Raw genomic sequence first — 25,113 nt, forward strand, 5'->3', positions numbered from 1 at the left:
CCAGTGCAGTCTTGCGGGTTTCCCCCACGATTAACTGACGTGCAAATTCTATTCGCCTGGGATTAATTTGACTCAGGCAAAATTCGATTCAGGTACTGTAAAACAACCACGACAATCAGCACACTCAAGGGGAATCCTAGCCAGTAACTATCAGTAATAACTCGCGGTTGATCTAATGCCCATCCACCCAAGGGATGACCAATAAAAGACCCAATAGCCCAGCACACAGCATTGAGGGAGAAATAAACGCCACGTTGATTTTCCGGGGCTAACTCAGTGACTAAAGAGGCGGCTGATGGGGTATAAGAAACGATCGCAACTGCAAATACTCCCAATGCCAACGCTACCCAAACTAAATTATCAGATGGGGCAGTGCCGCTTACCCAAATCAATCCAAAACCAACTGCCCAGAGAATAGCGGAAACGGTAAGCGCGAGTGTGTGAGAACAACGTTTTAATAGATTGGTGACAGGTAATTGACAAATTATCGCTAGCATCAGATGCCAAGCAAATAGAACGCTAATGGTAGTTTGAGCAAATCCTTCAGTAGTACTTTTGATAACAAAGTTTTTGAAGTAAAGCGGCAGGGTGCTGTGGATTTGAGAAATGTAGATTGTAAAGAATATATTAACTGCTATGTAGACTAGGAAACGGCGATCGCTTAATACTGCCATCCAAGAAGCAAAATGTTCTGTCTTTTCAGGCATCTGCTGTTGTTCTGTTTGACTAATTCCTACATAAACAACCCCAAAAAACACTAAAAAAGAGATGGAATCAATCACAAATAGCCATCGATAACTCCCAATTACTGCGATTAAAAACCCAGCAACCACAATTCCGATCGCTAACCCAAGATTATCAGCCAGTCGTGCGAGTGCAAAAGTTTGACGGCGATTGTCAATCTGGCTAGCGTCAGCAACAACAGCTTCAGCCGCAGGCCAATAGAAACCTATCCCTAAACCGCTAATCAAGCTACCTATTACCAAAATAGTAAAATCACTGGTTGTAGCTAAAACCAAAGAACCCACTGCTGAAATCGCCGTCGCTAGCAACAAAGTGCGGCGGCGGCCCCAGTATTCAGAATCAGCCAAAGAACCACCTACAATCCTCCCCACAATGCCGGAAATTGAGCCGCTACCCAAGGCTACCCCGACACTGGTTGCAGATAAACCAACTTCATTCACAAAAAAAATAGGGGCGTAAAACAGGGTACAGCCAGTGCCAACTTCCGATAGAAATCTACCAATCGCAAAAATCCAGACTTGGGGATGTATTGAGGGCAGCCACGATGATAGCTGAGATTGAGAAGCTAATTTCATGAGTTTAGATGTCATAGTTTAGTGATATTTTTGTAATTCTTATCATTGGCTGCTATTTTTCTCACTCATTCCACAGGGTTTCCACAGGGATTTTAGCAGTTCTCCACAGGTTCACTACGAGCTAATGGGCTTCTTACCCTCTGACTGGGGATTGTTAATTAACAGTGCCAAGGAGCTTTAAGTACTGAGTTTTTATAAAGTAAAGTAACGAAAAATAGACTCAAATACCTATTATTCCGTTCGCATTTATTTTTTATACCATCGTTTTTAACATTTCGCAGCATTGACAAACCCACCCCCTCTTAGCGCACAATGATTCGGCTTGCTTTTGTAATTCGTTCAACCGTTGGCATCAAATGCGTAAAATATATTACCTGAGATGTGGGCGCAGATTGTCGGGCTGGCAAAAGAGTGGTGAGGTAGTTCGGTCTTGGGGGTTTCCCCTCTTGAGTTACTACGGAACCCGTAAGGGTGAGGAAGCTATTAAGCCGCTTCACCGCAAGCAACTTGTCCCTCTTGATTATCCTCATAGGAGGAAAATCTCATGAAATCAACGGTTAGCATCTTTACAGAAATTCCCGAAACACTCCACGAATCCTTAAAAAACTACTTAGAAACCCATCCCGATTGGGATGAAAATAGGGTATTGACGGCGGCACTATCATTGTTTTTACTCCAAAATGGGGATAGCGATCGCCGCGCTGCCCGAGTCTATCTGGAAACTTTGTTCCACCACTCCACAGTAGAAACGCCCAGTATCGATTCACCCGCAACAGCTAATTTATTAGATACCCCATAGGTACGGGCGTTATTTTCACTTATGCCCTAATGTGGGCGCGGCAAACCGTGCCCCATCAATGGGATTTTACCCAATAGCGATTAAGCATATCGGGGTAATATTACTACAAAAAAAAAGATCAGTAGATTCTGATCTTAAAAAGTTCCAATAGTTTCTCGTGTTGCTAAAACATGACAATGTATATTTTTGCATACGCACTTACTTAACCAGCATAAGCGGTAGCTTTAGCTAAGAAATCTTTTCCAGTGGATTTTTCGCCTGTCCACTGTTTTAAATGAATAAACAAACAACTCAAATAACTGTCTGGTTAGTATTTGAGCAATATCTGTCTATGTTTGATTGTCAAAATTTGTCTTTTACTAAAGCCAAATAAATTTACTAATCACTACCCTAAAAGTTAACAGTCAATAGTTAAAAAACTCTAGACTTTGACATCCTCCCCGCCGTAAACGGTCGGGGATTCCTAAGACTCACGACTTAGGTTTCTGTTTCTTTCCATTACTGGATTTTCGCAACTGCCTTTTAGCCGTATGGTTATCGGGTCTTATGTTCGCTCCACAGACTGAAACTGCGAGTCCCGCAGCCAAAATATTCTTACTTGCATTGATATCTCGGTCGTGGTGTGCGCCACATTTAGGGCAATCCCACTCTCGTACACTTAATGGCAATTTATCAACAATATGCCCACAGTTTCCACACCTTTTAGAGCTTGGAAACCATCGGTCAATTTTCACTAATTCTCGACCATACCACTGGCACTTGTAACTAAGTTGCCTGATTAATTCTCCCCAGCTAGCGTCACTAATGTTTTGAGCTAGTATTGGAAGTTTCAGCATATTTTTGACAGCTAAATCCTCAACGACGATGGTTTGGTTTTCACGCACCAGTTGAGTTGTTAGCTTATGTAAAAAGTCCTTGCGGCTATCAGCTATTCTTGAATGGACTTTCGCCACCTTGCGTCTTGCAACACATCTATTATTAGATCCTTTCTGTTTGCCAGAGAGAGATTTTTGAACTTGTCTTAACTTTTTGCGTAATCGTTTAAAATGTTTTGGGTTAGCAATCTTGTCTCCATCGCTAGTAGCTATCAACGAAGTTATGCCGACATCCAAACCGATAGATTTATCAACTTTACTGAGTGGTTTGATTGTTTGATTGTCAACCAACAAAGAAACGTGCCACCGTCCACTTGCGTCTAGTTTGACAGTTATGGTCGATGGTTCGCACCCATCAGGCAATTCTCTACTCCAGCGAATAGGCAAGGCTTCAACGCACTTAGCAAGCCAAACTTGTCCATCCTTCCACCGAAAAGCAGCTTTAGTAAACTCAGCACTTCCTCCATGATGCTTCTTCTTAAAGTTGGGATATTTAGCTCGACCTGCCCAAAAATTAGCAAAGGCTTTTTGTAAATGCCGTAACCCCTGCTGCAATGGAACACTGCTAACTTCATTTAGAAATTGCAACTCCTCAAGTTGTTTCCATTGAGTTAACTCAGAACTTGTTTTCAAGTAGTCAATTCGCTCTTGTCTCTGGTACCAAGCTTCCGTTCTCGCTGCTAGCGCTCGGTTGTAAACCAACCGCGCACATCCCATAGTTTTCCGCAACAAGATTTCTTGTTCAGGATTTGGGTAAAAACGATAGCGGAAAGCTTGTTCCATATACGTTGTGAATATCTCTTACATTTTACACCAAATACTGTAAAAGAGTAAATTAATCTAAAGCCGTCCTACAAGGACGGGGTTTTATACCCAATGTTTTGATAAACTCAGGATTTAGCTTCCAACTGCTGGGGGTGAGCAGGAGATTCAAACTTATAGCCTACGCCACGTACAGTTTGAATTAATGCTGGCTGACTAGCATCAATTTCAATCTTTTTGCGAATTTGACCAATATGTACATCTACAACCCGTTGGTCGCCGACATATTCATAGTCCCACACCTCTTGGATTAGTTCTGCCCGCCGCCAAACTCGACCTGGATGACTTGCTAAAAAATGCAACAAGTCAAATTCCAGAGCAGTTAAGGGTACTGCTTGGTTATTAAGTGCTACCTCCCGTCGTACCGGATCAATCATCAGTTTTTCAAATACCAAGCGTTTCTGCTCGGCAGTTGTTATTACTCGCTGCCGCCTCAAAATCGCTCCAACTCTGACTTCTAGCTCTCCCAACCCAAAAGGCTTGGTGAGATAGTCGTCAGCACCTTTGGCAAAACCGCGAATTTTGTCAGCTTCGTCAGCACGACTAGTCAACATCAGAACAAAAACACCATTACGACTTTGCATCTCTTGGCAAAGGTTAAACCCTGTTACATCTGGTAGATTCACATCTAGAATCACCAAATCAGGGTTAAATTGCTCAAATAGAGCTAAGGCTGTCTTTCCGTCTTCGGCAGCCTCCACCTGATAGTTCTGCTTAATCAAAAAGCGTTGGATTAAATTCCGAACCGCAGGGTCGTCGTCAACTACAAGAATCTTGGCAGGAGCCGTGACCATTACTTTGCACAAAAATTCGTAAGATTAACAAAAAAGTTGCGTAAACACGCAGTTGCCACTTTGGGACTAACTAAGAATCTACATGGCTAAGGTATAAGAATCCCGATCGCTCAAAAGTAAATACTGACTGTAATCAGGATTGTGGGTAATGAGAACGCGAAACTTCTGTTAGCCACAGTATATGAGCGCTCTGACTTTAGCCGCAATAGTTCTTGACACCAAAACACCTTCTCGATCCTAGTTAGGTGGCAACTTAAAACGTTTCAATTTTAAATCGATATGCGGATATATACCACAAGCGATTATTCAGTATAATTAAAAAAACTCTATTAGGGCACAGTAAGTTGCCAAATTTGAAGCAGTAAACTTGATTTTTTCATAAAAACTATGAATTTTAGGTACTCTCCGTTCAAATTCTAGATTAAAGCCAGAATTAGGCAACGACATGAGGGTATACACGGAGTTATAACGATATGTTAAAGTAACTATAGTTAAAATTAGAAAGTCAATCAAACTAACCCGTGCTACTATCCAGGTAGGGCATAAAATAGATTGAGACTTTAGTTTCGATTAAAAAAAACCTAAAGCTGTTTTTTATTCGACAAAAGACTGCCGCTGACTGAGGCTGAAGTAACAAACTCCCATGAGCGATCAAAATCCCTACGAAAAACTTGGGGTATCAGAAGAGGCTAGCTTTGATGAAATTCAGGATGCTCGTAATCGCCTATTCGAGCAACATATTGGCGATGCCAAGCATTTAGAAGTAATTGAAGCCGCTTACGATGCGATTTTAATGGATCGCTTACGGATGCGCCAGGAAGGTAAAATTAAAGTCCCTGAACGTATCCGGTTTCCAGAGTTGCGAGTGCAATCACTTCCTAAAGAAAGTCCAACGCCTCGTGAGCAGTCACCTGCATGGCTGCAACGGATGCTGGATCAGCCAACACCTGCGGATATACTTTTACCAGGAGCTTGGTTTCTTGGTTTGAGTTCTATCAGCTTGTTTTACCCAGAGGGAGGCCAGCAGGTTTTGCAGTTAGCATTGGTGGTTGGGGTAGGCACCAGTATTTACTTCCTCAATCGCAAGGAAGGAAAATTTGGCCGGGCAGTTTTGTTTACCCTGATAAGTTTAATCATTGGCTTAATCGCTGGGGGACTAGTTGCTGGCTGGCTTCTACCACAAATATCATTCATCAGTCTGGGAACGAATCAATTCTCTACTGTAGTAACGTTTATATTGTTGTGGTTGGTTAGTAGTTTTCTCCGGTAAACTCCTACATGTAAGCAAGTTTTTATAAAGAACACATGTTTTATATGTGTTCTTCTCAAATAATGAAGTCAGGAGTCAGAATAGTTATTCTGACTCCTGCTTTAATTTGTACGATTAATTCAATCTGTGACAGCTACATAGCTTTTCTAGACAAGGTGTTTAGGTTTTAAGACTAAATCTACAGCAGCGCTGAAATCTTTAACGATTAAGTCGGGGTGGTAAAGTTCCAATTGGGTGCGATCGCGGATACCACATTCCACAGCCATCACTTTGATATCATAATTTTTAGCTGCGGTGATGTCGGCTTCCGTATCTCCCACCATCCAAGTATCAATAGCTGGGGGTAGTTCTTGTAATGCCCTAGCCATTAATAAAGGCTTATCTTCAATATCACGAGTTTTAACGTAGTCGTTACTGAGGCAATAACAACGATTTTCTGGGAAAAATCTCCCTAAATCGTATTTTTTAAAAGCATAATCTAGTTCTCGAACTCGGCGCATGGTCATAACTGCTAAATCAATTCCAGCTTGTTGAATTTTTAACAGTGCATCCACAGCACCAGGCGCGAGAGTATCATAGTTGAAATAATGTTCTGTATGCACAGTTTGCCGCCGTAACTGGGCGAATTCTTGGGCTTGGGCTTCGTCTAACCCTGAATTTAAAGCGATTTGTTTTTCGGGAACGCGCGATCGCTTTAACTGCCAAAATTCCGCTTTCGGAAGTTCTTGCACCGCTTGGTTTGGGTGACGGGTTTTCTCTAAGCAGAATTGATAAACACGGTAGTACCGTTCGGAAACATCAATAATTGGGCCGTCGAAGTCAGTAATCAGTCTTAGCATCGGCGGAAAATGTTAATTTTTATTAAAATTATCTCAGATGTTTGGCTATTTCTTCGAGAGTATTAAGCTAATCGTCATTCATTTTTCCAGAATGATTCGCTTGTAGTAAGGGCTTCAGCCTTGCTTTTATTGCAAAGTACCGCGTTTGATTTGTTCGCTTTCAATGGCTTCAAATAAAGCGCGAAAGTTACCTTCGCCAAAACCTTTAGCTTGGGAACGGCGTTCAATAAATTCAAAGAAAAATGTTGGTTGTTCAAAAATGGGCTGGGTAAAAATTTGCAGTAATAAAGGCGCAGTATGTCCTCCCTCTAAAGGAGTATATTCTTGCCAGTCTACGAGAATTTCTTGTTGTGCGATCGCTTCCAGTTCTAAAAGTGATAGAGGCAATCCTGGACGCTGTTTAAGCTGGGTGTAATAGGTTTGAGGAACAGAGAGTAAAGATAAACCACTGGCGCGAAATTTAGCGATCGCACTCACAAGATTCGTCGTCCGTAAGGCAATATGTTGAATTCCCGGGCCGCGGTTGACATCTAGAAACTCCTGAATTTGGGAATTTTTGGAAGCTGGTTCATTAATTGGCAATTGGACGCTGCCGTTATGTGAAACCATCACCTGGCTGTGTAAAGCAGAACGATTGGTCTTAATTTTAAAAGCCTGCTGGGGCTGAAAATCTAAGATATTTTCGTACCAAGCGACGGCATTTTCTAATTCCCCAACAGCCACGTTTAACACTACGTGATCTATAGCGGTAAAAGTTTTGTCATTTGCCATTTGTCCTTTGTCCAAAACCAATGACGGATGACTACTGACAAATGACTTTTCTATCAACGTATGAGTCAGTCCACCCCATGCGGCAATTTTGCCACACTTGAAAAGTGTCGTACCTATTTGACGTTCCTGGATGGGTTGTAAGATTGTAGCACCGTGTTTTTGAGCAAGTGCGATCGCGGTTTCCACATCTTCCACAGCAAAAGCCACATCTGCCACACCAGGGGGATATTTACGCAAAAACTCCGCTACTGGACTTGTGGGTAACAGTGGTGAAGATAGAAAAAAGCAGACAGTGCCACTTTTCACCACTTCTGTACAAGTGTGAAATGAACTGCTGCGATCGGCTACTGATTGAAAACCAAGATGGTGTACAAACCAATCCCGCCACATTTTGGCATCTTCTACATAGAAATGAACGTGATCAATTTTCATAGATACTGAAAATCCAGCATAACAGTTTATATATCTGTAAATTTTGCCTTTTTTGCTAGATTTTCACGTCCTTCCTAAGCAAGAATTATCTAGGCGCACTCCCACTCTAAAAGAACAAATGACTATCAGGTTGAATGTTAATTTCCATTGGTACAGCTTGTGGTTCCGCAGAAAGAGCAAAGAAAATAGCATTGGCAGCAGTTTCAGGACTGAGCATTTTTTTTCGGTCTACTTTTAGGTTGACATTATCCCAGAAAGGAGAATCTACCCCACCAAAGTAGAATAGCGTGAACTTGATACCAAAACGCTTCAGTTCCTCTGCCATGCACTTGCTAAAACCCACAACACCAAACTTAGAAGCAGAATAAGCTGCCGCCATTCCCATCGAATGCTTGCCTAGAATTCCTACCACATTACAGATATGACCAGACTTGCGCTTTTGCATCTCTTCAGCCGCCGCCTGGGTAGTATAAAAGCTGCCTTTTAAGTTGACATCTAGCATCTTGTCTAAATCTGCGGGTTCCAAGCTGTTGTAAGGCTTGAGTATACCGACACCGGCTGCATTCACCAAAATATCGATTTGACCAAACTTAGCGATCGCCTTTTCTATCAAAATATCTACTTGTTTAGGGTCAGTAATATCAGTAGGAACAGTCAAAACTTCCCCCGGTAAATCAGTAGCCAGTGTTGTTAAACGAGTTGCATCCCTTGCAGCTAATACCAACCGGACTCCAGTAGGCGCAAGTTTACGCGTTAACGCTGAACCAATACCACCAGTAGCACCGACAATAACGACAACTTTATCCTGCATTGCAATATTTATATTTCTTTACATCTTTTTACATAATACTGAATTACAGGCTCAGGTTGTATGTAGATATGGAGAAAATATCTACTCGCACAATAGTGCTGTTACCTCATATTCCCTGCCACTCGCCTTTAATTTAAATGTGGGAGATGATTCTAGATATTTAGTAAAAGTGGAACCTAACTTTAATTTTTTTATAATTGAATTAGGAGATTCGCCGGTTATTTTATGTAATTCTGAACCTAGTCTAGACACAGATAATTTAGTTGTAGGAGAATTCATTTGTATATCTTGAATAATGTTAAATAGTAATTTATCTAATGTTTGTGCATTAGACATTTTTGGAAAACTTTCTTGTTTTTCTTCTTCTTGAATAGATTCTGGAAGTGAGTTATTTAAAACCGGGATTATTTTCTCAACTTCTGGTAACTTGGGATTATGTTTAATCTCGATCTCGCATCTTTCTTGAAATAAAGTTGCAACAGCTACTAAACTGTTCAATCGTTCATTTATAGATTCTTGTTCAGCTTTAATTAAATCTTGAATTGTATCAACCACTTTTTCAAAAGATGGAACTTCTGTTGCCATTGGTAAGGAATAATCAGTTAATTTGCCAGTATTCCGGTTTTGTATATGCAAATTTTGTCCTTGTCTACGTACCCAATAGACAATCAATCCCTGGTTTTGAAGTTCGTTACAAAGGTGGATCAAAATTCCATCGCCAGAACAGACTAAGATTTCTTTAACCGTTGGATAGTAGCGTAAGATACAAGCACCAAATGCGATCATTTTTGCATCAGCACTATCCTTACCTCCAGGCACATGGACAAGTTGATAGCTACGATTATATAGTTCAATATCTTGCTTGCCAATACTTGGATTTCTCCAGTTAGCAAATGCAATTTTAACTTGGAGAGGATATTCACAGACACTCGCTAAAAATAATTCTGAATTAATATCTATTTTTAAGTTTTCTGCATCCAAAAGTAGAAGAGATATTCCTGTTTCTAACTTAGATTTAATTTCATTTGATTGTTGAATTTTTAGGAGTAATTTAGTAAATACCGCAGATTCTAGCCAATCAGATGATACTATAGTTTGCAGCAGTTCTTCAGCTAATCTAAAACTAAAAGAGCTAAGATTTTCCTCTGAGATTTTTTCTTCTGGTAAGTCTTTTCCTAATGAAACTTCCGCCGTTTTAGCTATAGAGACTTTAGTATGTCCGTTCTTGTTAGCAAGTAACTCAGCTTCTGGCGAACGAGAGAATGCAGGCTGAAGAAATTGCTTCCCACAATTTTTGCAGAGGTAATTCTGCTTGTCATTCCGACGACCATTTTTCCGATATAAACTAGATTCGCACCGAGGACATTTCATTTTTTGATTCAGGTGATCTAGAGCAGATACTTTAGCCTAAGTATACAGTATAAAATAAGACTGTCAATATCAGTTCCCATTGCCCAAGACAAGAAAAACTCAAAGCAAGCTGAAATTAAATTCCACCCCGAATTTTCGCTTGCACTATGTCGTAGCCCTATGAATAGCTAGAATTTTAGAACCGCTTCAACATACGCGGGCGAAAACATAGTCGCGGGTACGAGAATCCACGGGGTTAGTAAAGATTTTATTTGTAGTCCCAAATTCAATCATTTGAGTAATACGATTTTCATTACTATGAAAGAAAGCCGTAAAATCGGATAGGCGAGTAACTTGCTGCATATTGTGAGTAACAATCACAATTGTTAACTCAGAGCGCAAATTATGGATCAAATGCTCAATTTTCATGCTACCAGCAGGATCAAGACCTGAACAAGGCTCATCCATCAACAGAACATTTGGTTTGACTGCTAAAGCACGGGCAATACATAATCTTTGTTGTTGACCACCAGAAAGTTCTAAAGCAGACTTGTGCAGCTTATTTTTCACTTCATCCCAAAGTTCGGCCGCTTTGATGGCAGATTCAACAATCCCATCTAATTCTACTTTCGGATGCCATCCAACTAATTTCACCCCATAAGCAACATTATCATAAACGCTCATAGGAAAAAGATTTGGTTTGGGAAAAACCATACTAACTTGGCGACGTAAGCGATTGATGTTAATCCGACGCTCATAAATACTCTGTCCAAAAAATTCTACTCTTCCTTCAACCTTCACTTCTCCTTCTAATTCACTCATGCGATTTAACGATTTAAGAAAAGTAGACTTGCCACAACCACTAGAACCAATAATTGTCGTGACTTGGTTTTGGTAAATATCCATTGACACGCCTTCAACTATCTTTTGAGTGTCGTAAGAGAAGCTGAAGTTTTTGACTCTGATGGCTGGAATTAGTTTACTCATATTCCCAAAACGTGTGAAACAAAACTTAATTAAGTAAAACAGTACAAATTAGCGCAGCTGTTTCATTATGTTACTCCCAAAAAGAGATATTCATGGAAATTACGTAATTATACAGTAGCCATACAGCAGATAAACTGCTACTAAATAATTTATATATTCCAAAATTTATCTTTCAAAAACTTTTTATACCCATCTTTTGGAGCTTTATTTGTATATCATCCTTTCTTATGAAAAAGGATTTCGTCTGGTTCGATTTAAAATAGCTATAGCGGTTCCCATTCAGATGCAGTAAGCTTGTCACGTATTTAATTTGAGCAACCAGGGCGGGCAAGATGCCCACCCCACAAGAGATTCATTTTTTTGAGGATGCAAATTAAAATATTTTTAGCTTACAACATTAATAGCGAAGTGTAAGGGCACAGCAGCGCTGTGCCCCTACGGGTGTATCTCACTCAACCGAGAACCGCTATATTAGGACTTACGCAAAACTACACGCGGCAGTAGAGGCAATTCATGAATTGCCCCTAGCTGAGAATAAGCGGTTGGCTATTTTTTGCGTAAGTCCTGAGTTTGATAAAAATCAATAAGTCACGCTAGAACATACCTTAACCGAAACGCCCTGAAATGTAGTCGCGGGTGCGAGAGTCTAGTGGGTTGTTAAAGATTTGCTCTGTAGCGCCAAATTCAACCATTTGACCAATGCGACTTTCATCGGTGCTAAAGAAAGCCGTAAAATCAGAAACGCGAGCGGCTTGCTGCATGTTGTGGGTAACGATCGCAATTGTCAACTCAGACTGTAGACTATGAAGCAATTCTTCAACTTTCATCGTGGCGATGGGGTCAAGAGCCGAGCAAGGCTCATCCATCAGCAGAACTTTCGGCTTGACTGCTAAAGCACGGGCAATACATAATCTTTGTTGCTGACCACCTGAAAGCCCTAAAGCTGATTTATCGAGCTTATCTTTTACTTCATCCCAAAGAGCTGCGCTTTTAAGGGCAGATTCAACAATTTCATCTAATTGAAATTTTGAATATCTACCTGCTATTCTCATCCCGTAGGCAACATTTTCGTAAATGCTTATTGGAAAAGGATTCGGTTTTTGAAACACCATCCCAATTTGACGGCGTAACCGATTAATGTTGACACGAGGATCGTAAATATTTTGACCAAAAAATTCTACATGTCCTTCAACTTTCACAGGGCCTTCTAATTCGCTAATGCGATTAATAATTTTGATGAAGGTAGATTTACCACAACCACTAGGGCCAATAATTGCAGTCACTTGTTTCTGATAAATATCTATTGACACCTTTTCAATTGCTTTGGTTGTGCCATAGTAAAAGCTGATGTTTTTAACTTTGATAGCTGGAATTAGGTTACTCATGCTTGCTCAAGGTGCGAAATAAAAATTATCAAAACAGAATTCAGGAGTCAGGATTCAGAAGAATAGGAATAGTAGGTGAATAAATATATTTAATATCCTACAGAATATGCTATTTAATATTCTTAAATTAGTAGCTAATTTGAAACAGCTACTAATTAATTCTGACTTCTGAATTCTGTATTCTTCTCATTTTATTCTTCTCTGTCTAATAACTAAGCGAGAAATAATACTTACACATAAAATTAAGCCGAGTAGCACTATAGAAGTAGTCCATACCAATTGGCTTTTTTCTGGATCGGGGTCATTGTAGAGGTTAAAAATCAATACTGGTAAAGAAGCTGTTGGACTTAACAATCCTTCTGACCAATCTAGACTAAATAAAGCGGTAAAAATTAAGGGTGCTGTTTCACCAGCAGCACGAGCTACAGCTAATAAAATGCCTGTAGTAATTCCAGGGATTGCGGTAGTTACAACAATACGAAAAGTAGTTTGGAAGCGAGTTCCGCCTAAAGCAGCAGAGGCGAGGCGTTGAGATGTGGGAATCAGTTTCAAGGATTCTTCTGTTGTCAGTATAATCACAGGTAGCATAATCACAGCTAAAGCAAAACCACCTGCGATCGCACTAAATTGTTTAGTTACTAAAACTATCACACCATAAGCGAATATGCCTACAACAATTGAAGGCACACCTGTAAGAATTCTGGTAATAAAACGAACAAAACTAGCAATTGTGTTGCTTTGTCCAAATTCTGCTAAGAAAATTCCTGTCATAATCCCTGTGGGAATGCTTAAAATAGCACCAATTACCACCATAATTATGGTTCCTAATATGGCATTGCCAAAGCCATTATCAATAACTGCTTTGACAAACATTTCTGACTTGAGTCCAGATATTCCCCTAACGAAAATTTCCCACAAAACTGATAATAAAGGAATGAGTGCTAGACCTGTCAAACCAAAGGCGATCGCATTCATTGTGTATGTAAATATTACTCGCTCTGTTGGCAGAGGACTGCATAATTCTGCTGCCAAAGATTCATCCGTTTCTGACTGGATGTAACCACTCATAAATTTTACAAATTTTGATTAATAAACTTTTTTATCTACTAGTAATAAAGTGTTATTGATTTTTCCTGCCAACCCACTTAACCAATAGTACAGCGCCAATATTTACAGCTAGAGTCAACGCAAACAAAATCAATCCCAAATAGCTTAAAGCACCTATATGCAATCCCGGTTCAGCTTCGGCAAATTCATTAGCTAATAGTGAGGGAATTGTATAAGCTGGATCGAGTAAAGATGCGCTAATTTGAGCAGAGTTACCAATCACCATAGTAACGGCCATTGTTTCACCTAAAGCACGTCCTAAAGCAAGCATGGCTGCACTCACAATTCCAGAGAATGCAGATGGTAGCAAGACTCGAAAAATTGTTTCCCAACGAGTACCACCCAAAGCCATAGATGCACTACGTAGTTCTTTAGGGATAGCCATTAAGACATCACGACTAATTGCTGCCATTGTGGGCAAAATCATGATGGCTAGAATAACTCCAGCAGTCAACATATTAGTGCCAGAAGGATCTTCTGTATTAAACAGTGGTATCCATTTAAAAGTGCTGGCTAGCCACTTTTGTAGAGGTTCTAGAACTGGAATAAAGACAAAAATACCCCATAAACCAATAATTACACTAGGAATTGCTGCAATTAATTCAACAACAAATGCTAGGATAGTTCGCAGCGATGTAGGTAAGAAATTTTCACTAGTGACTAAAGATACTGCCATTCCCACCGGGATAGCAAATAAAATAGCGATCGCACTACTGACTAAAGTTCCATAAATATAGGGTAATGCTCCAAAAATCTTATTACCTGTATCCCAATCTTTTCCCCACAAAAACCCCAGCCCAAACTGCTTGATGGCTGGTAGAGCTTCGGATAAAATTACCCAACTCATCAAAAATAATACTGCAACGATAATCACAGCAAAAAGGTGTACTAGCTGTGTAAAACCTTGGTCAAACCAGAAATTTGTGCCACTGATACCAGTTAGATTGAAACTTTCATCGTCTAGATTTGAATCATCTAATGAATTTGCCATTAAAAATCAATAAAATAGATTTCTTATTACTTACTACTAGAGTGAGTTATAAACTCACCCTATTAAAAGAGGAAATTAGTAAAATAATCCCCCTTATTCCTTCTTTTAAAGAAGAATCTAAAATCCCCCTTTTAATAAGGAGATTAGGGGATATCTTCTACGTAAATCTTAAAAATTGCAAATTAAGGTTTGATAGAGTTATTCACTGTTTGCAGAACTCGATTTGCCACATCAGATGGAATTTTGGTGTAGTTGAGGTCATCATTATACTGTTGACCATCTTTTAATACCCAATTAATCCATTTCTTAATTGCATCAGCTTTAGCAGCATTAGCATACTGTTTATAAACCATAATCCAGGTTAGACCAACGATTGGATAACCTTGTCCTGGATCTCCTACAAAAACGCGGTAATTATCTGGAAAAGTCACAGTTGACAAAGCTGCATTTGCAGATTGTAAAGAAGGAGCAACAAATTCTCCTTTCTTATTTTGTACTAGTGCTGATTTCAGATTGTTTTTGACAGCATAGGCATATTCAACATAACCAATAGAACCAGGAGTACGAGATACTATAGCAGCTACACCCGGATTACCTTTGCCTTTTAGGACGTTTGGCAAATTCCATTTTGGAGCAGTGTTAGCTCCAACTCTGCCTTTAAAATAACCGTTGGTAGCACTTAAGTGGTTAGTGAAAATGAAAGTTGTACCGCTACCATCGGCGCGAACAGCAAATTTAATTGGTTGATTTGGTAGATTAGCACCTGGATTATCAGCTTTAATTTTTGGGTCATTCCAATTGGTAATTTGACCTGAGAAAATTGCTGGTAGTGTATTGCGGGATAATTTAAGTTCATTAACGCCCGGAAGATTGTAAACCACAGAAACGGCACCGCCTGCTGTGGGTACTAAGATTACACCGTTCTTGACTTTAGCGATTTCATCATCTTTCATTGCAGCATCACTACCACCAAAGTCAACGGTTCCAGTGATGACTTGACGAATACCGCCACCACTACCAATTGCTTGATAGTTAATTTTCAAGTCTGGATATTTTTTCTTCACTTCACGAGCATACCGTTCGTAAAGGGGAGCCGGAAAAGTTGCTCCTGCACCATTGAGAGTTTCAGCTTGTGCGATCGCACCAAAAAATGGACTAAGTGCAATAGAAGTTGTCACTATTGAAGTAGCTACGACACGATTCAAAATGGTGGTCGAAAAAATCATATAACCTCTGATTAACGGAATACTTTCCTGCTGTAATTTCAGCCTTAATTAAGTTAAGTTTTTTATGGTTAAATTTTATTTAACGTTTGATGAATAGAAAATTAAGATGTGTTTAAATCTTAATTGCAAAAGTCTTTATTATTGATATTTGATTGACTAGATTAATTTAATAAAAAGGTTCTGATAAACTAATGCGCTTGGGTTAAGTCTTAACCCTTTGTCAAACTCAATTTTTTTAATGAACCGCATTTGCAACAAGATCCCCGACAACTTTTACGAAGTAGGGGATCTCTGGGTTGCTGAATTCCTGGGTTTATTGTTTAGATGATACGCAGATCATGTCAAAAATTTAAAGTTGGCCAGTTTGGTTCACGATAATAGTGTGTCATGTTGTCAAATTTTCGCAATTCGACGCGATGAATCGAAAATTCTGGCAAATTAAACAGCCATTTCTCATTCAATTCAGAAAGCTTTGTGCTGAAACTTGTCCGGTCTAAATCAGATGAAACCTCCCCAAAATAGGCTAATGTAACATGGGCTGTGAAATGATAATGCTGCTCAATACCCAAGGCAATTAACTTGGGATTTTGATAAATTATTCGGCGAAATTTAATAATTTCTTCGTAGCAGCTTTCATCTTGAGGAACCAAGCAAACGGCTATAGCTCTTGGCATCAGTATCAGTCCCAGCATTTGCCATTTAATCGGATGACTCCTATTTGTCATCAATTGTTGATATTGCTGAAATATTTCAGCTAGACAAGATGGTAGTTCCTCATCAAAGTTAGGATTTTTTTCACTGGCATCAACGTAAGCATTGTCCCAAATTAAATCCGCTAAAGTCAGATGGAAGCTAGCAGAAGGTAGAGGTACAATCAAATTACGGTTTACAGGCAACTGCAAAATTTCCTGTTGGTAAGTCTGTAATTTGGCATAGAAAGCAGAGTTTTCTGATTCTTCTCCTGCCGGTGGGGTAATTAAGGTATAGCCAGGAAAAGACGCTGCTTGTCTCAAGCCAGAATCTGGCTGAAATTTAGAAGATTCCTGAATATGCTGGGCTTGCGATCTGTAGGCTTCTGGCAGCGTCAGTCGTGCTAACCGATTTAAGTAAGTTTGATAGTTATCGTCCAATCTTCATAGCCTCACGCTCTCACTTGATAGATTTTAGGGAAAATTACCCCGATTAACAGAATGATTTCAAAAGTATTTAGTTTTTGGGAGACGCGATTAATCGCCTCCGTACAGGAATTTTAATAGATTCTTCCCCAATGCCCAATGCCCAATGCCCAATGCCCAATGCCTAATTGAGTTTATCTATGCCAATTTATTTTTACTGGGGTGAGGATGATTTTGCGATAGAAAAGGCGATCGCAGTTTTGCGCGATCGCGTTCTCGATCCCGATTGGATCAGTTTTAATTACACTGCATTCACCCCAGATCAGCCTGATGCTGCTATCCAGGGGTTAAATCAGTCCATGACACCCACTTTTGGCGCTGGTGGGCGTTTGGTATGGCTGATAAATACAACCCTGTGTCAACACTGTCCAGAGAATGTTTTAGCAGAACTGGTGCGATCGCTCTCTGTGATTCCCGAAAACTCATTTTTATTACTCACCAGCCGCAACAAGCCAGATGAACGCCTCAAATCGACAAAATTGTTAAAACAATTTGCTACCGAATTCCGAGAATTTCCCCTCATCCCGCCTTGGAAAACAGAATTACTGGTGCAATCTGTTAATCAAGCAGCCCAGACTATAGGCGTAAAACTGACTGCCAACACTACCCAGTTGTTGGCAGAATCCGTCGGAAATGATACGCGATTGCTTTACAATGAGCTAGAGAAATTACGGTTATATGCCCACGGTAGCAACAGGCCTCTAGACGTAGATATTGTTACAAAGTTAGTAAGAAATACTACTCAAAATAGTTTACAATTAGCAGCAGCAATCAGAACAGGAGATACAGCAAAAGCCTTGACAACCTTGGCAGATATGATCAATGCTTCCGAGCCGGGATTACGGATCGTTGCCACACTGATTGGACAATTTCGCATCTGGTTATGGGTGAAGATTATGATAGAAAGTGGTGAGCGCAATCAACAAGCGATCGCTCTTGCTGCTGATATCGGTAATCCCAAACGGCTCTACTTCTTACAGCAAGAAATCAAGCTGCTTTCTGTGCAACAATTAATCTCTTGCTTGCCTCTATTATTGGAGTTAGAAGTGAGCCTCAAGCAAGGAGCATCAGAAATGTCAACATTCCAGACTAAAGTCATAGAACTTTGTCAAGTATGCCGAGGGAGTTGACAATCAAATATAAAAACTTGATGTATTGAAAAGTTACAGGAACTTCCAACTCCGAAAATAATTCAAATTTCTTATTAATATCCCTGATGTAGTTTTGTGTCACACACTATATGAAGAAATTTTCTGATTTCCTTTGCCGATCTAGCCGAAAGCGAATCCTTTGCCAATCATTCTTTTTCGGCGCGATTGTTACTACAAGTGTGATTTCCAACTCTTTTTTATTGAGTTCAAAAGCTTATGGTCAAACTCCAGCACCAATAGCTAACAATAATCAAATAGACAGCTATGCTCAAGCCGTGCTAGCAATGGAACCAGCACGTCAAAATGCCTTTGAAGAAATTAAAAAACTTATTGGCAATGGAGAAATTCCTAAAATTGTTTGTAACGATTCTAAGAGCATAAATGGTCTTCCTAGAAAGGCTCAAGATATCGCAGTAAATTACTGTAATCGCTCTCAAAAAATTGTCCAAGATAATGGTTTGAGCATCGATCAGTTCAACAAAATTACTATAGAACTACAAAATAACGATATCTTAAAACAGCAGGTTTACAATACCTTATTACGTCTGCAAAAGAGTCCTGATTCTCCATAGCTCCAACTTACATCAAAAAAGGTTATTACCCAATCCCCTCTAAGTCCGTCCAACAAGGCTGGCGACTACCGTAGCCAACTCAGCTGCTTCAATAGGTTTGGGTAAATGTAGCTGATAACCTTCTTGTATAGCTCGCATTCGATCCTCTGCTCTGGCATAAGCTGTCAACGCTGCTGCGGGAATATTTCCCCCTAGTTCTGGTGGTTGCGATCGCAGTCTGCGGATCAAAGAATAACCATCCTCATCAGGCATACCAATGTCGCTAACTAAAACATCTGGTTTCCACTGTGCAATTACCTGCAATGCTTCTTGAACTGATGCTACTGCTTTAACTTCAGCTTGGCACTGTTCGAGGACTGTGGTGATAAATTCACGGGTATCAGTTTCGTCATCTACAACCACTACTCGCACACCAAGCAGCGAGACGGAGGTAAGAGGAGACGAGGCGAGAGGGGGAGGCTGTGAGGCTGTGGAAGAGGAACTTTTCAAAAGTGGTAGCTTGACTATAAACGTTGCTCCTTGCTCTTTACCTTGACTATTTGCGTGAACTGTGCCGCCATGCAACTCTACTAAGTGATACACGATCGCTAATCCTAGTCCTAATCCACCATAGGTTCTGGTACTAGAACTATCAGCTTGATGAAACCGATCAAAAACGTAAGGTAGAAAGTCGGAACTGATACCAATGCCTGTGTCAATTACCTTAATTTGGGCATATTTATTGAAAGCGACGGGAAACTCTATCCCCTTGTGGGTAGACAGGGATAGCCCCGTCCCTTGGGGCATTGGGCATTGGGCATTGGTAACTTCTTCCCCATGCCCCATGCCCTGTTCCCCATGCCCAAAAACTCCATCCCCTTGTGGGTGGAGTTTTTCATCTGTTATGTGTTTTTCTTCGCCAGTTACTACTGACAATTGCACCTCTACCCGTCCACCTGTGGGTGTAAATTTGATGGCATTAGATAGTATATTCCAGATGATTTGCTGCAAACGCTCGAAATCACCGGAAACTAAGAATTGGAAATTTTCGCCAAGTTTGCTGTCCTCTAAGTGTTGATTGCTTTGGGGTTGTGCTTCTGGAAAATCTAGATTTTCAATATTAAATCCTAATCCTAAATCTGAATTTGGGGTTTCTTTTGAAGGAATAATGGAAAATCTTAAATCGATTTCCTTGGATTGGGCGGCTAGGCTAACAGTCTCTAGGCTCGACTCAATCATCGGAACCAAGTTACAAGTACGGACATTGAGACGTAACTTGCCTCTAATCATCCGCGATATATCCAGTAAATCTTCAATTAGTTGGGTTTGTGCTTTGGCATTGCGCTCAATTGTCTCCGTAGCTCTAGCCATTTGGCTTTCACTCAGCTTGGTTCGTTGTAGAAGTTGCGCCCAGCCCAGAATTGCATTGAGGGGCGATCGCAATTCGTGAGACAATATCCCTAGAAATTCATCTTTCATCCGGTTCGCATCTTGCAGCTGCTCAGTCTGTTTTTGCAAAGAAGCAATTAAACTAGACCGTTCCATTGCGATCGCTATTTGGTCGCATACTGCTTGCATCATCCCTTTTTGATTTTCGGTGAAGCTTAACCTAGTCCGGCTGCCAAAAGAAAGAGTACCTAACAGCCGTCCTTGGGCAATCAAAGGATAACAATAATAAGCACTAACGCCTAAAGAACGAATCAATTTTGTTTTTAGGTCAGTTGATTGCTGCACATTTTCTAGTGCTATTGGACAACGCTCCTGGGCTACAGTACCGCAAATCGCTTCACCAAATCCCAACAACTCGATTTCCTTTGCTACTTCTTGGGAAATACCGCCGTAAGATTCTAGTCGCATTACCTGAGAGTTATCTTCAACCAAATAATTGAAGTAAACATCTATTCCAATTTGGTCTCTTAGTTTTTGATAGACGCTATCGATTAATAGTACTGGTTCCTGGCTTGAGAGTAAATCGCTAGCTGTGTCAAATAGTAGCTTTAGCCTTTTATAACCTAACGAGAGCGCTTTTTGTGCCTCCTTGAGGTTGCTAATCTCTTGGAACACCAAGACACAGGTAGCCGGATGACCATGCATTGCTGGCAAGGTATCAGCAAATACTAGTAGAGAGCGGACACCCGCAGGAGTGTGCCAGTCTATCTCCAACCCATTGAGACGTTCGCCAAGGGCAACCCGCACTCCGGGCATTTGTTCGTTGGGAATGCGATCGCCAGCCGCATCTGTATAGTGGTAAACTTTGTGATAATCTCCGGCTGGCACATCCTTCGGAAATTCGCCCCCAGCTAATTCATTAGCAGAGCGATTGGCAAAAGTTACCCGCGCTGTTCCTGGTTCAATAAACAGCAACGGCCTTGGCATCAGGTTTAACACATCCTCCAGCCATTTTTGCTGATTTAGAAGTACTTCTTCTGCAAGCTTACGTTCACTTAAGTCGAGAATAAACGCCACTGACTCTTCCCGGTTTTCTCCTAGCAACACGTAACCAACCAAAACCGGGATGCGGCTACCATCTTTACGGATATATTCTTTTTCGTAGGGTGTACAAGTAGCGTTAGTATTTCCTTGGGCTTCAGCAACACCTTGTAGATCCAAGTATAAATACTCTGGTGGTGTGATATTGCTCCAACTTAACCTACCTGCTAACAAATCCTCTTGGGTATAACCAATCATCCTGAGAAATTCGGCGTTTGCTTGCTGGATACCGCCATACACATCGCCAAACAGAATGCCAATAACATTAGAATCTACGAAACTCCCTAGTTTGGCTTCATAGGTTATCAGTGCTTCCTGAGCAAGATCGCGTTGATTACTGAGACGTTCGACAACCCTGGCACTTTCCCAAATCAAAATAGTAAAAATCACAATCAGAACGATCGCAAATACCGATACTGCAAAAGCTGGATCGTATTGTCCTGCGCGTTGACCTTCAACAATTACCCACCCCAATATAAAGGGTACTGCGATCGCGGCAATTAATAAACGACGTGCAAGTAAACCACCATAACTATCACTTGTCACTACCCTCATTAACCCCTGTTCTGCCCGTATCCACAGAATCCCTATACTTAGTAAGCTGAACAACACCGCCGTGTGTAAAGCCATTGATGTTGTGTAAGGGGCAAGTCCGTAGAGAACTTTCACTTTGTAGGCATAGCCCATGAGTACTTGAAAAGAAATTAAAGTAGCAATCAGGGCGATAAGCTGGGCATACCAATAACTTCGTTGGTTTTTTGGATTAATCAGAATTTGTAGGGCGAAACCGACTAGCATAAAGTTGACTGCTGTGTTCACACCCATTCGCCCCGGATGCGATGTCGCTATACTAGTTAGCAAATCACGAAACACCAATTCGTCAATGCCTAAATTCCAGCCAAATAGATATTGACAGAATGTGAGTGCAGCAATTGTGGTAGCCGCTATTGCACAGAAATTAGAAATTAGAAGACTAAAAGAAAGTGCGCTATGGGAGGAATTTTGAATTGTTCTGTTCTCCTTCCTGCCTCCTGCTTGTGAAAATAGCCACAGCGACGTACCACACAACACAAAACACAGCGCTGTATTGATTTTCATTGTGGCAGGACTACCAGGAAACCCACGCTTCAGAACTTCAATGCCAAGACACCAGCCAACTAATACCAGGCTGCCAACAAAAATAGCGATCGCACTTGCAACTTTTGCCACAAATGAATTTGCAGGGATTTTGATATCTTGCAGCCGCAAGCGGTTAATATTTAACATTTAGTGTTCTCTAACCGCATCTATCTAGCGTGGTAAACTTCCGTATTTCTTACGGTTTAATCATTTATATCCTTTGTATTTTAGGCTACCCCTTGACTTACTTTTCATCTACCTATATGCATATTTTTTCTTGTACAATTTAGAGTAAAAATAATCATGGCTCAAAAAACCACCTTTGTGAAAATTTCAAAATCTCAGAGGATGTCGGCTAGATCAACCTATTGCTTCACAGATTGCATAGGAGCGATCGCACTACTACAGACATACTATTCTGATGCAGACATGTTATTTAAAATTACCGCGTATAGTTTTACGTAATACCAATTTAATATGAAGCTGCAAATAAATGAGTAATGAGCAATAAGTAATGAGTAATGAGTAAATACCCATTACTTATTACTCATTACTTCAAAATTAAAGACAGTTGGAGTCGGCGAATTAAACCCCAACTCAACTGAGCGCAAAGTGGGTGCGTCACGGTTTCCGTGCGCCCAACTTTGTAATAATACTACGTATTTTGGTTGGGGTCTTAAACCCTTGATTTGGTGATAAATTTATGGGCTTGGACGCTGCGAAGTATTTAGTCAAATATTCACAAATATTTTGTTGAGTGAGCAAACAGACTACTTTTGTATTATCAATCTTGTAAATAAATATATGGGAACTTCTTGTTCTGGTTTATGGTCACTTTATGTCACCTTGAATAGCAAGGAGGCTCCAATGATAACCGCTCAGGTATGACAGCCCTCAATGTCCAATTTAACTTCCTCTAACTCTTCGACAAGCCATCGTTTAGATTTAAAGGTACGTATACTTACTTTATCCGTTACCAGCTTTCCCTTATATTGTCTTGATATATACAATGATTACACTTTGTTAGTCAGATTAACGCAGACTTAAAACACTTTCAAATCCCTAAAACAGATGTTTGCTCATGGAAAAATTTCGCGTTAATCGACCAAACCTTAGCATAAGTATTGGTATATGCACTAAAAAATCATGAAAGCTATCTTAAACGACACCTTACAAATTTTTGCAACCAAAAGCCTATATACTAGATTAGACTTTGATAAATTTGAGAGTTATGTTAATTGCAACACCAAAAACTATTAATTTTTAGATGAAATAGCAGCGTATCTTATAGTCTATAGTTTTTAAGGTTTAGTCAAAACTATATCCAGTATCATCAAACAACTGCAAACTTCATGTGGTGCAAAAATCAAGTGGGGAGTGAAAACATGAATTTACGTAGAGATGCATTGCAAATCCTCAAAGAAACTAGCCGAACTTTTTATATTCCAATTAATCTTTTACCGCCAGGATTGCAAGAAGCAGTAGCATCAGCATATTTGTGTATGCGTGCCATTGATGAAATTGAAGATCATCCTGGGCTAGATAATGCTACTAAAGCAAAGCTGTTGAGAACAATTAGTCTGACATTACAGGCAGGTGTTGATGGCTTCGCACTCGATGCTTTCTTTGCCGGATTTAGTGGCTATGAAAACACCTTAGAAGAAGTCACTTTGAGGATTAGGGAATGGTCACTGCTAGCACCAGAAACCATTGCACCTCGAATTTGGGATGCCACTGCTGCAATGGCAGACCGCATGGCTTACTGGGCAGAAACCAATTGGAAGATTTACACAGAATCTGATTTGGATCGTTACACCTTTGGGGTTGCAGGTGCAGTGGGATTATTACTTTCTGACTTATGGACTTGGTACGACGGAACGCCAACGAACCGTACTCAGGCTATTGGGTTTGGTCGAGGTTTACAAGCAGTTAATATTCTGCGTAATCATACTGAAGATTTGGGGCGTGGGGTAGACTTCTTCCCAGAAGGTTGGAGTGCAGCAGATATGCAAGAGTATGCACGGCGTAATCTAGCCTTGGCTGAAGCTTATACCAAAAATCTTCCTACCGGCCCAGCCTTAGATTTTTGCCAAATTCCTTTAACCTTGGCTAATGGGACTCTTGACGCTCTTGCTAATGGTAAAGAGAAACTCAGCCGTAGTGATGTTTTTGCACTTATCGAACAGTTGATTAGTGTGAACATGAAAGCCAGCTAAAGTACAGTCTTGTGCCTTCCTCTGGTAGGGGCAATTCATGAATTGCCCCTATGAAAGATGTGGTTTTTCAAATCACCTATCAATAATATGCTTTCATCCTCCGGCTTCTAGCCGGGGGATGAAAGCTAGCTGTCTGATTTACCCTTCAATCTTTATGGTAAAATGGAAGTACAATCTTTACGAACAACCCATCTTTAAAAGAAGGATACGTCAAGATTGAAATTACAAAAGTAGCCATACAACTGGGGTTAAATCTAGTCGAGGTGGGTAGGGTATTTTGACAGTACCAAACTAATTGATTTTTTTTGATTAGTTAACGTTGCGGAGCGGGTCTTTTAGACCCCGTAGCAACATCAGTTTAGAATCCTTCGTGCTTCTAGCCGAAGGAGATGTCAAATTTAGTCTTTTCTTTCAATGCGTGAGTCCTAAAATTATTCTTATTCTTAATTTTTAATTTAAAAAAGGTCACTACCCAATAACACAGACTTTGGATTTTGGAATTAGTTGTTAGTGTCGGTATAATAAATTATCTTGTTTTGGCAAGCAATTTACGTAATCCCAAGTAAACTTTAGGAACTCTTTAAAGGATTTCCAGCAAAAATGACCTGGCAACAGTTGATTAATATCTAAATA

18 protein-coding genes and 1 pseudogene are annotated in these 25,113 nt (G+C 40.3%); 5 read left to right on the forward strand and 14 right to left on the reverse strand.

The genetic code is table 11. The features are described 5' to 3' along the window. Positions 1–62: 62 nt before the first annotated feature. The gene (locus V7K98_RS24650; protein WP_335026671.1) at positions 63–1,334 is read right to left on the reverse strand and encodes an MDR family MFS transporter; all 1,272 of its coding nucleotides are present in this window, start codon (positions 1,332–1,334) and stop codon (positions 63–65) included. Positions 1,335–1,863: 529 nt separating this feature from the next. On the opposite strand from V7K98_RS24650, the pseudogene V7K98_RS24655 reads away from it, so the two are divergent. Then, positions 1,864–2,055: pseudogene (locus tag V7K98_RS24655) on the forward strand (DUF2811 domain-containing protein); the annotation flags it as partial. A 533-nt stretch (positions 2,056–2,588) separates the two neighbouring features. Here the strand turns inward: V7K98_RS24655 and V7K98_RS24660 are convergent. After that, positions 2,589–3,776: an RNA-guided endonuclease InsQ/TnpB family protein gene (locus tag V7K98_RS24660; RefSeq protein WP_335026673.1), complete on the reverse strand. Its 1,188-nt coding sequence runs from the start codon at positions 3,774–3,776 to the stop codon at positions 2,589–2,591. A gap of 107 nt (positions 3,777–3,883) precedes the next feature. Next, entirely contained in the window at positions 3,884–4,609 is a 726-nt protein-coding gene (locus V7K98_RS24665) for a response regulator transcription factor (protein WP_322639731.1), read from the reverse strand. Positions 4,610–5,252: 643 nt separating this feature from the next. On the opposite strand from V7K98_RS24665, the gene V7K98_RS24670 reads away from it, so the two are divergent. After that, positions 5,253–5,879 carry a CPP1-like family protein gene (locus V7K98_RS24670; protein WP_335026677.1) on the forward strand — a complete coding sequence of 209 codons (627 nt, stop codon included), beginning with the start codon at positions 5,253–5,255 and terminating at the stop codon, positions 5,877–5,879. A 146-nt stretch (positions 5,880–6,025) separates the two neighbouring features. Here the strand turns inward: V7K98_RS24670 and V7K98_RS24675 are convergent, their stop codons facing one another. The 10 genes from V7K98_RS24675 to V7K98_RS24720 all read right to left on the reverse strand — a co-directional run bounded on the left by V7K98_RS24675 (position 6,026) and on the right by V7K98_RS24720 (position 16,908). Next, positions 6,026–6,718: an HAD family hydrolase gene (locus tag V7K98_RS24675; protein ID WP_335026680.1), complete on the reverse strand. Its 693-nt coding sequence runs from the start codon at positions 6,716–6,718 to the stop codon at positions 6,026–6,028. A gap of 126 nt (positions 6,719–6,844) precedes the next feature. Continuing rightward, positions 6,845–7,921 (reverse strand): 4-hydroxyphenylpyruvate dioxygenase, encoded by a 1,077-nt coding sequence (hppD, locus tag V7K98_RS24680; protein ID WP_335026682.1) that lies wholly within the window; start codon positions 7,919–7,921, stop codon positions 6,845–6,847. Positions 7,922–8,027: 106 nt separating this feature from the next. Then, positions 8,028–8,732 carry an SDR family oxidoreductase gene (locus tag V7K98_RS24685; protein WP_335026684.1) on the reverse strand — a complete coding sequence of 235 codons (705 nt, stop codon included), beginning with the start codon at positions 8,730–8,732 and terminating at the stop codon, positions 8,028–8,030. An 81-nt stretch (positions 8,733–8,813) separates the two neighbouring features. Next, the gene (locus V7K98_RS24690) at positions 8,814–10,103 is read right to left on the reverse strand and encodes an IS1/IS1595 family N-terminal zinc-binding domain-containing protein (RefSeq protein ID WP_335026686.1); all 1,290 of its coding nucleotides are present in this window, start codon (positions 10,101–10,103) and stop codon (positions 8,814–8,816) included. Positions 10,104–10,289: 186 nt separating this feature from the next. Continuing rightward, complete coding sequence (locus tag V7K98_RS24695) at positions 10,290–11,069, reverse strand: phosphate ABC transporter ATP-binding protein (RefSeq protein WP_335026688.1); 780 nt, start codon at positions 11,067–11,069, stop codon at positions 10,290–10,292. Positions 11,070–11,674: 605 nt separating this feature from the next. After that, positions 11,675–12,454, reverse strand: coding sequence for a phosphate ABC transporter ATP-binding protein PstB (gene pstB, locus V7K98_RS24700; RefSeq protein ID WP_335026690.1), 780 nt, complete (start codon positions 12,452–12,454; stop codon positions 11,675–11,677). A 186-nt stretch (positions 12,455–12,640) separates the two neighbouring features. Then, positions 12,641–13,522 (reverse strand): phosphate ABC transporter permease PstA, encoded by an 882-nt coding sequence (pstA, locus tag V7K98_RS24705; protein ID WP_335026692.1) that lies wholly within the window; start codon positions 13,520–13,522, stop codon positions 12,641–12,643. Between the two features lie 52 nt (positions 13,523–13,574). Further along, positions 13,575–14,552 (reverse strand): phosphate ABC transporter permease subunit PstC, encoded by a 978-nt coding sequence (pstC, locus tag V7K98_RS24710; protein WP_335026694.1) that lies wholly within the window; start codon positions 14,550–14,552, stop codon positions 13,575–13,577. Positions 14,553–14,734: 182 nt separating this feature from the next. Next, the gene (gene pstS, locus V7K98_RS24715; protein WP_335026696.1) at positions 14,735–15,778 is read right to left on the reverse strand and encodes a phosphate ABC transporter substrate-binding protein PstS; all 1,044 of its coding nucleotides are present in this window, start codon (positions 15,776–15,778) and stop codon (positions 14,735–14,737) included. 341 nt (positions 15,779–16,119) lie between these two features. Continuing rightward, the gene (locus V7K98_RS24720; RefSeq protein ID WP_335026698.1) at positions 16,120–16,908 is read right to left on the reverse strand and encodes a DUF1868 domain-containing protein; all 789 of its coding nucleotides are present in this window, start codon (positions 16,906–16,908) and stop codon (positions 16,120–16,122) included. A gap of 185 nt (positions 16,909–17,093) precedes the next feature. Here V7K98_RS24720 and holA point away from each other — a divergent pair, with 185 nt between their 5' ends. Both holA and V7K98_RS24730 read left to right on the forward strand, forming a co-directional pair. After that, entirely contained in the window at positions 17,094–18,083 is a 990-nt protein-coding gene (gene holA / locus V7K98_RS24725) for a DNA polymerase III subunit delta (RefSeq protein ID WP_335026700.1), read from the forward strand. Between the two features lie 110 nt (positions 18,084–18,193). Beyond that, positions 18,194–18,676: a DUF4168 domain-containing protein gene (locus V7K98_RS24730; RefSeq protein WP_442940437.1), complete on the forward strand. Its 483-nt coding sequence runs from the start codon at positions 18,194–18,196 to the stop codon at positions 18,674–18,676. Between the two features lie 39 nt (positions 18,677–18,715). Here the strand turns inward: V7K98_RS24730 and V7K98_RS24735 are convergent, their stop codons facing one another. Next, positions 18,716–22,411: an ATP-binding protein gene (locus V7K98_RS24735; protein WP_335026704.1), complete on the reverse strand. Its 3,696-nt coding sequence runs from the start codon at positions 22,409–22,411 to the stop codon at positions 18,716–18,718. A 1,238-nt stretch (positions 22,412–23,649) separates the two neighbouring features. Between V7K98_RS24735 and V7K98_RS24740 the strand changes: the two genes are divergently transcribed. Then, on the forward strand, positions 23,650–24,480 hold the full coding sequence (locus V7K98_RS24740; RefSeq protein ID WP_335026706.1) for a phytoene/squalene synthase family protein: 831 nt from the start codon (positions 23,650–23,652) through the stop codon (positions 24,478–24,480). Positions 24,481–25,113 lie beyond the last annotated feature (633 nt).

Origin of the sequence: Nostoc sp., from assembly GCF_036917435.1 — a bacterium.
In the GTDB taxonomy this organism is placed as follows: domain Bacteria; phylum Cyanobacteriota; class Cyanobacteriia; order Cyanobacteriales; family Nostocaceae; genus Nostoc.